Here is a 10,647-nt window from a genome sequence, read left to right as displayed (position 1 = left end):
CAAGATGTCCACTACCGATGGTGGACATCTAGCAGGCACTCCATCATCCCGTCAGAGCGGCGACACCGGACGGATACCCTGGAGCAAACAAGAGGGCTGAAGCAAACAACGCATTCTCGCCCCAAATGGATCAAGCGATCACCGACGTTAACCGAGCCTCGAGCCTCCTCAACCGTACGAAACAGCAATGTGTACCCGACCGTTTCAAGAAAGCTAACGTCGGGCACAGGTTTTAGTCTTTTTTGTTTGAATTGTATTGAATCAGCATACAGGCAGTTGCGCCTTGCGCCTGAACTTGTAACGCTGAAGAGACACCGACTCAGGAGTAGGTCTTGACCCTAGATCATCCGCCGACCGAAGTGGTTCTCGAATTTCCAGACAACAGATTGTTGATTGACTTATGCGGTCCGTATGACAGTCACCTGACCGCGGTGGAAACCGCTCTGGAAGTGCAGATTATCCGTCGTGGAAACGTGCTTGCCATCATGGGGGAAGACGACGCGCAAAGCCGCGCCAGCGCCGTTTTGAATGCGCTCTACTTGCGTCTTGAAACGGGCAAAGGGGTTGAGCCTGCAGATGTGGACCGTGAGTTGCGCATGGGCCCGTCGGAAACAGACACAGGAACACGTTCCGGTGACCAGCTTGAGATGCCTGTGGGCAACCGGATCGAAATCAAAACAAGAAAGAAACTGGTAGAACCGCGCACCGAGGCCCAGAAGGCCTATGTGCAGTCTCTTTTCGAGAATGAAATGGCCTTTGGCATTGGCCCGGCGGGCACGGGCAAGACCTATCTGGCCGTTGCCGTCGGTGTATCGATGTTCATTTCAGGGCAGGTTGACCGGATCATTCTGTGTCGGCCGGCCGTTGAAGCAGGTGAACGTCTTGGCTTTCTGCCCGGCACTCAGGAAGAAAAAGTCGATCCTTATATGCAACCGCTCTACGACGCGCTGAATGATTTCCTGCCGGGCAAACAACTGGCGAAGCTCAAGGAAGAAAAGACAATCGAGATTGCGCCGCTCGCCTTCATGCGGGGGCGCACGCTCAGCCGGGCCTTCGTCGTGCTGGACGAGGCACAAAACGCAACCACCATGCAGACGAAGATGTTCCTGACCCGTTTGGGCGAAGGCAGCCGGATGGTCATAACCGGCGACCGCACCCAGGTCGATCTGCCCCGCGGTGTCCCCTCTGGCCTCGCCGACGCGGAACGGCTCCTGAAATCGGTGCCAAAAATCAGTTTCAATTACTTCACATCCAAGGATGTGGTGCGACATCCCCTTGTCGCTGCAGTGATCGAAGCCTACGAGGCCGACACACAGGGCTCATGATCTGCTTTCATCTTGCCAGAAGAACTCCGGGGGTCCGGGGGCTGGCCCCCGGTGCCGACAGATGCCAATAGAACTTGATATTCTGATCGAAGATGATCGGTGGGCAGCACTGGATCTTGCAAGTCTTGCTACGCGGGCGATCGAAGCGACGCTGCAAGATCAGAACATTCAAGCCGCAGAGCTTTCCGTACTGGGCTGCGATGATGTGCGGATTAAAGCGCTGAACTGTGATTTTCGCGGCAAGGCTGCGGCCACAAACGTGCTCAGCTGGCCCGAAGACGATCTCGCTCCGGATCAGGATGGTGATGCGCCGCAAGTGCCAAGGCCCGACCACACCGGAACAATCGGCTTGGGTGACATCGCGATCGCCTATGACACATGCGCCCGGGAGGCGGTGCAGCAAAACAAACCCATGACCGATCACGTCACCCATTTGCTTGTTCACGGAACGTTACATTTGCTGGGCTACGATCACATTCGTGACCTTGATGCCACCCGCATGGAAGCGATAGAGGTCAAAATACTTGGCAGCATGGGGTTGCCTGACCCATATTAGGGATATCGGCGCGATAGCGCTTTAAAACTGGACAGGAGCCAATGGGCGAAAACGACGGATCGTCTGACGCGGCGCAAAGCGCGCAATCAGACAGTGACACAGGTAGTACGTCACAAAATAGTGGATTTTTTGCGCGCGTGATTGGCGCGCTCAGCCCATCGGACACTGACATAGAGCCGACCGAAAATGGCAGCCAGCGGCCGCAAAGCCACGGGATGATCAACCTGCGCAGGATGCGGGTAGAGGATGTTGCTGTACCCACGGCCGACATCACCGCCGTCCCGGACACAGTGACACTGGACGAATTGGTGGAAGTCTTCAAGGAAAGTGGCCTGACCCGTCTACCAGTATACGAAGGCACGCTCGATACACCGATTGGATTCGCACACCTCAAGGATATTGCACTGAACCACGGGTTCAACGGCGGCGCCGATAATTTCGATTTGCGCGCGCAATTGCGGCCGCTTTTGTTCGTGCCCCCCTCCATGACCATCGGTGTCTTGCTGACCAAGATGCAGACAGAGCGGCGGCACATGGCGCTGGTCATCGACGAATATGGCGGGGTCGACGGGTTGGTCACGATCGAAGACCTGATCGAGCAAGTCATCGGAGAGATTGAAGACGAACATGACGTCGACGAAGGTGCGCATTTCACCCGCGAAAAGACCGGGTGCTATCTGGCCTTGGCCAAGACCCCACTTGAAGATTTTGAGGAAGAAATCGGATTTTCCCTGACCACCCATGATGATGTGGACGAGGAAGAGATCGATACTTTGGGTGGCCTCGTCGTTATGCTCGCCGGCCGAGTGCCCGCCCGTGGTGAGGTCGTACCGCACCCCGACGGCCCTGAATTCGAAGTCACCGATGCCGACCCGCGCCGCGTCAAGCGTATGCGTGTCCGACTGCAGGGTAAGGACGCCGCCACGTGATCAGCCGTGCGGCCCGGTTTTCGGCGCCGCCTCGCTGGTGGTATCTGGTGCTGGCTCTGATCTTTGGGGCGTGCGGAGCATTATCTCATGCGCCCTTCGAGTTCGCGCCGGCAATACTGCTCACGCTGGTCGCGGGGTTCGGACTTGTCCGCCGGACGGATCGAACGCGTGACGCATGGTGGCTGGGCTGGGCCTTGGGGACAGGCTATTTCGGACTGACGCTCACGTGGATCACGGAGCCGTTTCAGGTCGATGTGGCGACAACCGGATGGATGGCGCCCTTCGCGGCCGTGTTGCTGGCCGCGCTTCTGGGCGTGTTCTGGGCCGGGGCGCTGGCCTTTGCTCGCTGGGTCGGCGGGCATCCCGTGGCGCTCGTGTTTGCGTGGACCGGTGCAGAGATGTTGCGCGCCTATCTCTTCACGGGATTTCCTTGGGCGACACCGCCGCAGGCGCTCGTCAATGCGCTTGCCGGGCAGGGATTGGCCTGGTTTGGCCCGCACGGCATGATGCTGGGCCTTTTGGGCCTGGCGGCCATGATCGCCGCCGTACCACTGCTATGGATGCGGGGCGCCGTGCTTTGTGTGGCGCTTGCATCGATCCTGATGCCCCCTCTCGCGGGCCCCAGTCCTCTCACGGAGCACACCGTTCGACTTGTCCAACCCAATGCGCCACAGGACGAAAAATGGCTGCCGGAGAACATCCCGGTCTTCGTCAATCGCCAAATTGAGTATACGGCTGCCGGAGACGTTCCCGGTCTTGTGATCTGGCCGGAAACCGCTCTGCCTTATCTGGTCGAAAACGCGCAAGTGGTGTTTGACGTGATTGCCGAGGCCGCTCGGGGCGCGCCGGTCGTCCTCGGCATTCAACGGCGTGAGGCACAAGATTATTTCAACAGCCTCGTCGTCCTCGACAGCGCGGGGCAGGTCACTCAGACCTATGACAAGCATCACCTGGTTCCGTTCGGGGAATACATGCCGTTTGAGTGGTTCTTTCGCCATATCAACGTTGGCGGACTGGCGGCGCGGGTGGAAGGCAGTTACGCGGCCGGGCCCGGGCCGCGTCTGCTGGATTTTGGCGCACTTGGCAAAGCGCTCCCGCTGATCTGTTACGAGGCCGTTTTTGCTCATGATGTGGGCGGCACAGCGACACGCCCCAGCTTCTTGATGCAACTGACCAATGATGCGTGGTTCGGCAAGCGCTCCGGGCCGCAGCAGCATCTGGCCCAGGCTCGTATGCGCGCCATCGAACAGGGGCTGCCAATGGTACGGGCTGCCAACACCGGGATATCGGCCGTGATCGATCCAAGGGGGCGGATTACGGCGTTTCTGGGGCTCAACACGGCGGGTTATCTGGATGCGGCATTGCCCATGGCAGGAGCGCCCACGCTTTACAGTCGTACGGGTGACGTCCCATGGATCATCCTCACGTTGATCGGTCTGATCGGCGTCATTGTTACACGCGCACGACGGCGTGCTGTCGGTGGCATTGACGCGGGCGCGCCGGACGCGTAATGCCACCTGACCCTGTCGCAACGGCTTCCTGACGCGACAGACGAAAAATGCATTGGAGCACTTATGTCCCGTCAGAATTTCACTTTCACCTCGGAATCTGTTTCCGAGGGCCACCCGGATAAGGTCTGCGACAGGATTTCTGACGCTGTTCTCGACGCCCTTCTGGCCGAAGAGCCCGAAGCGCGCGTGGCGTGCGAGACCTTCGCGACGACCAATCGTGTCGTGATCGGGGGCGAAGTTGGCCTGAGTGATCAGGACAAACTGTCTCAATACATGCAGCATATCGATGAAATCGCGCGGGCCTGTATCAAGGACATCGGCTATGAGCAGGAAAAATTCCACTGGAAAACCTGCGAAATCACCAATCTGTTGCACGAACAATCCGCCCACATTGCGCAGGGCGTTGATGCAAGCAATGAAAAAGAAGAAGGCGCGGGCGATCAGGGGATCATGTTCGGCTATGCCACCAATGAAACCGATGCCCTCATGCCCGCCCCGATCCACTACGCGCACGCCATGCTGCGGCGCCTTGCAGAGGTGCGCAAGGATGGCACCGAGCCTGCCCTCGGGCCCGATGCCAAATCTCAGCTTTCCGTCATCTACCGTGATGGCAAACCGGTCGGTGTCAGGTCGCTCGTTCTGTCGACCCAGCATTTGGACGAAGACCTGACCAGCGCCGACATCCGCGCGCTCGTCAGCCCTTACATCCACGAAGTGCTGCCCGATGGCTGGCTGACGGATGACACCGAATGGCACGTGAACCCGACCGGCAAATTCGTCATTGGCGGCCCCGATGGGGACGCAGGGCTGACAGGCCGCAAGATCATCGTCGATACCTATGGCGGGGCCGCCCCGCATGGCGGCGGTGCGTTCTCTGGCAAAGACCCGACCAAGGTGGACCGCTCGGCGGCTTACGCTGCGCGCTATCTGGCCAAGAACGTGGTCGCGGCAGGCATGGCGGATCGCTGCACGATCCAATTGAGCTATGCCATCGGCGTGTCACGCCCGCTGTCGATCTATTGTGACACTTTTGGAACCGGGCAAGTCGAGGATGCTGCCATTGAAGCGGCTGTCTCCAAGGTCATGGATCTGACGCCGCGCGGCATTCGAGAGCATCTGTCATTGAACCGACCGATCTATCAACGGACTGCCGCTTACGGTCATTTCGGTCGTGCTCCGGATGAAGATGGCGGGTTCAGTTGGGAACGCACCGATCTGGCCGAAGCACTGGAAAAAGAAGTCTAGACACAGCAAGGGGGCGGCGACACCTGTTGTCGGCCCATAGCGGTGGCGCTTGCCGGAGAGTGCTTCGAAATTCAGATCGACCGGGATTTCGAAAGAGGGGGTGCCGGTGCGGCTGACAAAGGATAGGCGGCGATAACAGCTGCCTTCCTCGCGTGTTCGACCGCACGGCGCGGTTTCACCGAATGATCAGGCTGTCGGTTGGGAAGTCGCCCTTCACCACATGCGTCATGAGGTCTTCGCGGGTGAGCACGCTGTTGTCATGAGCAAGGATCTCGCGGTCCCACGGCAGGGCGTCGACGAGCGTTGTCAGAGTCGCAATCAACTCGTCCCGCCATTTGGGGTCGGAATTGTGCCGCTGCTTGATCGACTTCCACAGGCGGCGATGATGCAACGCGATCAGGAATGTGTGGTCGGGCGCGGTCAGGATTTCCTTGATGTCAGGAATGAGCTCGTACTCGCCGCCCTCGATATCGACCTTCACAAAGACCTTCTTGGCGCTGCCACGATCTCTGGCGATCACATCCTGCAGACGCTGGGTGTTCACGGTCCAGTTGTTTTCGCGGTTTTGCAAAAGCGCACTGGTCATGGAATCGCCGCCCTCGCCATTCGAGCCGATGACAATGGGCTCGCCGCTGGGGTGAATGGCGTCGTCGTAGATCTTGACGTTCTTGGCCCAGGTCTGGCGCTTGTTCAGCTCCAGATTTGCATTGAGCTCGGCATAGGCGATCTTGTCGGGCTCAAATCCGACGCAGCTGGCCGCCCGCGGAGCGGCATAAAGCACGGTTGGCCCGATCCATGCACCCACATCGATAACCAAGGTATCCGAATCGACGTAGGTGTCGAAGATTGCAAGTGTGTCGGGTTCCCACTTGCCGCGCGCAACACGCCGCCAAAAGCGGTCGTTGACGCCCTGCTGGGTACTGAAAGTTCTGCCGTTCAACTCAATCTCATGGACCACTATGAGTCTCCATTATTAATTGTGGCAAGGGTTGTCCATTTTACCGCAGTCCGCAACACCCTCCGCTTCAAGGCGTTCTAAACCGGAAAAGTTCCACACCGGTTAAATTGTGCCGGGCACGCCTCAGCTTGCGACATGCCCGTAGCCATATGAATGCCGTTGGGGCCATTGAAACAGGCAACGCATCGCCACATGGGCTTGCAGCACAGCGGGTTTGGCGCTATACGCCCCTCCGTCGCTAAGGTGTAAACACCGCCAGACATCGAGACGAGCAGGGTCGGAAACATCCGGCCCTCTTTGTTTTGCGTTTGCACCGGACCAATGAAATTCCAAGACCGGCGGAGACAACCGCACGGCCCGAAAAACGCAGATGTTAGGAAAACGACGCCACATGGCTGATAAAATGATGGAGGAATTCGAAGCCCTCCTGCAAGAAAGCTTCGAAATGGACACGCCCGAAGAGGGAACCGTGGTCAAAGGCAAGGTTATCGCGATCGAAGCGGGCCAAGCCATCATCGACGTAGGCTACAAGATGGAAGGCCGCGTTGAGCTCAAAGAATTCGCAAATCCCGGTGAAGCACCTGAAATCAACGTCGGAGACGAAGTTGAAGTGTATCTCCGCTCGGCTGAAAACGCCAAAGGCGAGGCTGTCATTTCCCGCGAAATGGCGCGCCGTGAAGAAGCCTGGGATCGGCTCGAGACTGCCTATGCTGGCGAAGCGCGCGTCGAAGGCGCGATCTTTGGCCGTGTCAAAGGTGGCTTTACCGTTGATCTGGGCGGCGCTGTAGCGTTCCTGCCCGGTTCACAAGTTGACGTCCGCCCCGTGCGTGACGCAGGCCCGCTGATGGGTCTGAAACAGCCGTTCCAGATTCTGAAAATGGACCGCCGCCGGGGCAACATCGTTGTGTCGCGTCGTGCAATCCTTGAAGAATCACGTGCCGAACAGCGCGCTGAAGTCATCGGCAACCTGACCGAAGGTCAGACTGTCGACGGCGTGGTCAAGAACATCACCGAATATGGTGCGTTTGTGGACCTCGGCGGCGTAGACGGCCTGCTGCACGTCACCGACATGGCATGGCGTCGCGTCAACCACCCGTCGGAAATCCTGACAATCGGCGAGACGATCAAGGTGCAGGTCATCAAGATCAACAAGGAAACCCACCGAATCTCCTTGGGCATGAAGCAATTGCAAGAAGATCCATGGGATCTGGTTGCTGCCAAATACCCGCTGGAATCGTCGCACACTGGCCGCGTGACCAACATCACCGATTACGGTGCCTTTGTTGAGCTTGAGCCCGGCGTCGAAGGTCTGGTGCACGTCTCCGAGATGTCGTGGACCAAGAAAAACGTCCACCCCGGCAAGATCGTCTCCACCTCGCAAGAGGTTGAAGTCATGGTGCTGGAAATCGACGGCGCCAAGCGTCGCGTCTCTCTGGGTCTGAAACAGACCATGCGTAACCCATGGGAAGTGTTTGCAGAAACACACCCTGAGGGCACGGAAGTCGAAGGCGAAGTCAAGAACATCACCGAATTCGGTCTGTTTGTTGGTCTCGAAGGCGACATCGACGGCATGGTTCACCTCTCCGACCTCAGCTGGGACCAGCGCGGCGAAGAAGCGATCCAAGACTACCGCAAGGGCGATACGGTTCAAGCCGTTGTGTCCGAAGTGGATGTCGAGAAAGAGCGTATTTCGCTTTCCATCAAAGCCATCGGCGGCGACAAGTTCGCGGAAGCGGTTGGCGGCGTGAAGCGCGGCTCGATCGTGACCGTCGAAGTGACAGCCATCGAAGATGGCGGCGTCGAAGTGGAATATGAAGGCATGAAATCCTTCATCCGTCGCTCCGATCTCAGCCGTGACCGTGCCGAACAACGCCCCGAGCGTTTCTCGGTTGGTGACAAGGTTGACGTGCGCATTACCAATATCGACAGCAAGACCCGCCGTCTGGGTGTGTCGATCAAAGCGCGCGAGATTGCCGAAGAGAAAGAAGCCGTGGAACAATATGGCTCTTCCGACTCCGGTGCATCGCTTGGTGATATCCTCGGCGCCGCTCTGAAATCTGGCGACGACTAAACACTTCCTCTGTTTGGAGGAACAGAAAGCCCCGCGCAGTTTGCGTGGGGCTTTTTTGTGCGCGCAGTTCGAAATTAATGAGGGAGTGTTAAAAGAGTCAGGTAAAAACAGCAGTCTACAATTTTTGTGAACGTTGTTCATAAATGGACAAACCCAATGACAATTCGATCCACACTGCTCGCCATCGCACTGTCCGCCTTTGTTATTCCCGCTTTTGCCGACCCAAGCAGCCAACATTCCGAACAAGCTCTCCAGCATAGTAGTCAAGCTGTCGGGCACGGCTCTGCCGCCATCGCAACTGGGACGGCTTCGATTGTGGCGGTGCCGATCGTCGCGGCGGGCTCGGTGATTGCCGTTACGGGCTCTGCGTTGGAAAGCATCGGTACCGGTGCGATTGATGCAGGTGTTGAGTTGAGTACATTTGGGACATTGTCGGTCAATGGAGGCGACACCGTGACGCCCAATGCGGCACCGACCCTGGATTGATCCCAATTGATAGAAAGGAATTTCAATGACGCGTATTCTTTCGATCATTTTCATCACCTTGGCCTTGCTGCTCCCGTCGTTTTCAGTGGCGGGGAGCAGCGAGACAGGGGCCAAGCATTTGCCGACGCATCAAGTCACCGCCTTTTCTGACAAAATCCAGACCGACCTCGCCGCGCGCGGCGCCCGAGTTGTGATTGTCGGGCGTATCGGTCGCAATCCTAATTCCTTGCCTCAAGATGTGAATTATACGCATGTGGCCTATTGGGTGTATTCGCAAATCACCCGGTCAGATGGTGGCACGGGACGCGGCTACCGGGTGTACAACCTCTACCAACGCGCGGATAACGGCAACCGCAGTGACCTGATATAGGAATCGCTCGCCAACTTTTTCGCCGGGGTCTACACGCTGGACGCGGGCATTATCATCCCCGACGCCCGTCTTCAGGCAAAACTTCTCAGGACGATCTCGAGTGCGACCTATTCCGATCTGCACAATGCCAACTACTCGGTGCTGGCAAACCCCAACACGAACCAGTTTCAAAACTGCACAGAGCACACACTCAACGTGCTGATCGCCAGCCTGTATGGCACTGGAAATCTCGAGCAGATCAAGGCCAATATCAACGCGCATTTCGAACCGCAGACGATTGCCATGGGTGGTGGAAACCGATTTTTCGCGCCTTTGGCTTCTAGGGCACTCGTGACGACGGATCACGGGCAAACGGTGCGCACCACGACATTTGGCGCCATCGCTCGCTTCATGGATCAACATGACCTCGCCCAGGACATCTATCGTGCCACGCCCAAGGGTATCACGCGGTTCTGAGATTTGACACCGCGCTGTGATGACGGCATTTCCCCGGGGATGACTGGTGATCCCAAATCCTCTCGGCGCCAACGAAACCTGGCCGATATCAGAGCCCGCGCCATCCCTGTGGCAGAGCGCATCGTCTTCGAAAATTGGGGCCGATGCGCTTCAGGCACGTGGACTGGCCAAGGAACTGAACATCTCGGTCGGGTCACTTTACAACGCATTCGGGGATCTCGACGGGGTCTTTCGCGCAATCAACGCAAGGTGTGCCAGAATGCTGGCAAGCAATCTGCAGCAGGCCATCGAAACTGCATCGCACGATCGACGCGCACGCCTGGTGGCCTTGGGAGAAGCCTATTTTGATTTCGCTCTGGCCGAACCGGAACGCTGGTTCTTGCTGTTCGAGCACCGCAACAATCTCGAACCCGACGCCAAAACGCTTGCGCTTCAACAAGGATTGCTCGACATGCTGATCGAAGCGGGAGAGGCCAATGCGAACTCTGAACAGCAGCGGCAGTTCTACCTGATGCTTTGGGCGTCGGTGCATGGATTGGTGTCTCTGGCCTGCCGCGCCACCATTGTCACGATGGAGCCAAAACTGGCGCGGACGTTCATTGGTGATTTGATTGACGCAACTTTTCGCGCGGCCCCTGCCGATGTGTGAGCGGCACGTGTCTGGATTGAGCAACCCCACGTCTGGAAATTCGGATTTGGCATGATCACGCATCCTGGCATTCCCATTTGATATAGGCCTT

Annotated in this window: 9 protein-coding genes, 1 pseudogene and 1 riboswitch; of the genes and pseudogenes, 9 read left to right on the top strand and 1 reads right to left on the bottom strand. The window is 57.8% G+C overall.

All coding sequences use genetic code 11. The features are described from left to right. The first annotated feature begins 332 nt into the window (after positions 1–332). The 5 genes from LC354_RS23815 (at position 333) to metK (ending at position 5,566) form a co-directional block, all read left to right on the top strand. Complete coding sequence (locus tag LC354_RS23815) at positions 333–1,325, top strand: PhoH family protein (protein WP_223428471.1); 993 nt, start codon at positions 333–335, stop codon at positions 1,323–1,325. Positions 1,326–1,392: 67 nt separating this feature from the next. Further along, positions 1,393–1,881: an rRNA maturation RNase YbeY gene (ybeY, locus tag LC354_RS23810; protein ID WP_223428472.1), complete on the top strand. Its 489-nt coding sequence runs from the start codon at positions 1,393–1,395 to the stop codon at positions 1,879–1,881. 41 nt (positions 1,882–1,922) lie between these two features. After that, a complete protein-coding gene (locus LC354_RS23805) occupies positions 1,923–2,810 on the top strand; it encodes a hemolysin family protein (protein WP_223428470.1) in 888 nt (295 codons plus the stop codon). Next, positions 2,807–4,321, top strand: coding sequence for an apolipoprotein N-acyltransferase (lnt, locus tag LC354_RS23800; RefSeq protein ID WP_223428469.1), 1,515 nt, complete (start codon positions 2,807–2,809; stop codon positions 4,319–4,321). The genes LC354_RS23805 and lnt overlap by 4 nt, the downstream gene beginning before the upstream one ends. A gap of 9 nt (positions 4,322–4,330) precedes the next feature. Then, a riboswitch (SAM-SAH riboswitch) is annotated at positions 4,331–4,381 on the top strand. A gap of 3 nt (positions 4,382–4,384) precedes the next feature. Further along, positions 4,385–5,566: a methionine adenosyltransferase gene (gene metK, locus LC354_RS23795; protein ID WP_223428468.1), complete on the top strand. Its 1,182-nt coding sequence runs from the start codon at positions 4,385–4,387 to the stop codon at positions 5,564–5,566. Positions 5,567–5,741: 175 nt separating this feature from the next. On the opposite strand, the gene LC354_RS23790 is transcribed toward metK, so the two are convergent. Further along, entirely contained in the window at positions 5,742–6,524 is a 783-nt protein-coding gene (locus tag LC354_RS23790) for an FkbM family methyltransferase (protein WP_223428467.1), read from the bottom strand. A 370-nt stretch (positions 6,525–6,894) separates the two neighbouring features. Between LC354_RS23790 and rpsA the strand changes: the two genes are divergently transcribed. The 4 genes and pseudogenes from rpsA to LC354_RS27955 all read left to right on the top strand — a co-directional run bounded on the left by rpsA (position 6,895) and on the right by LC354_RS27955 (position 10,556). Beyond that, positions 6,895–8,595: a 30S ribosomal protein S1 gene (rpsA, locus tag LC354_RS23785; RefSeq protein ID WP_223428466.1), complete on the top strand. Its 1,701-nt coding sequence runs from the start codon at positions 6,895–6,897 to the stop codon at positions 8,593–8,595. 156 nt (positions 8,596–8,751) lie between these two features. Further along, a complete protein-coding gene (locus tag LC354_RS23780) occupies positions 8,752–9,081 on the top strand; it encodes a hypothetical protein (RefSeq protein WP_223428465.1) in 330 nt (109 codons plus the stop codon). A gap of 25 nt (positions 9,082–9,106) precedes the next feature. After that, a pseudogene (locus LC354_RS23775) lies at positions 9,107–9,907 on the top strand (DUF2145 domain-containing protein). A gap of 46 nt (positions 9,908–9,953) precedes the next feature. Next, positions 9,954–10,556, top strand: coding sequence for a TetR/AcrR family transcriptional regulator (locus tag LC354_RS27955; RefSeq protein WP_223428464.1), 603 nt, complete (start codon positions 9,954–9,956; stop codon positions 10,554–10,556). Positions 10,557–10,647: the final 91 nt, after the last annotated feature.

It is taken from the genome of Tateyamaria pelophila, from assembly GCF_019966495.1.
Taxonomy (GTDB): domain Bacteria; phylum Pseudomonadota; class Alphaproteobacteria; order Rhodobacterales; family Rhodobacteraceae; genus Tateyamaria; species Tateyamaria pelophila.
The sequence above is the reverse complement of the archived record's forward strand: the minus strand, read 5'-3'. Positions and strand labels throughout refer to the sequence as shown.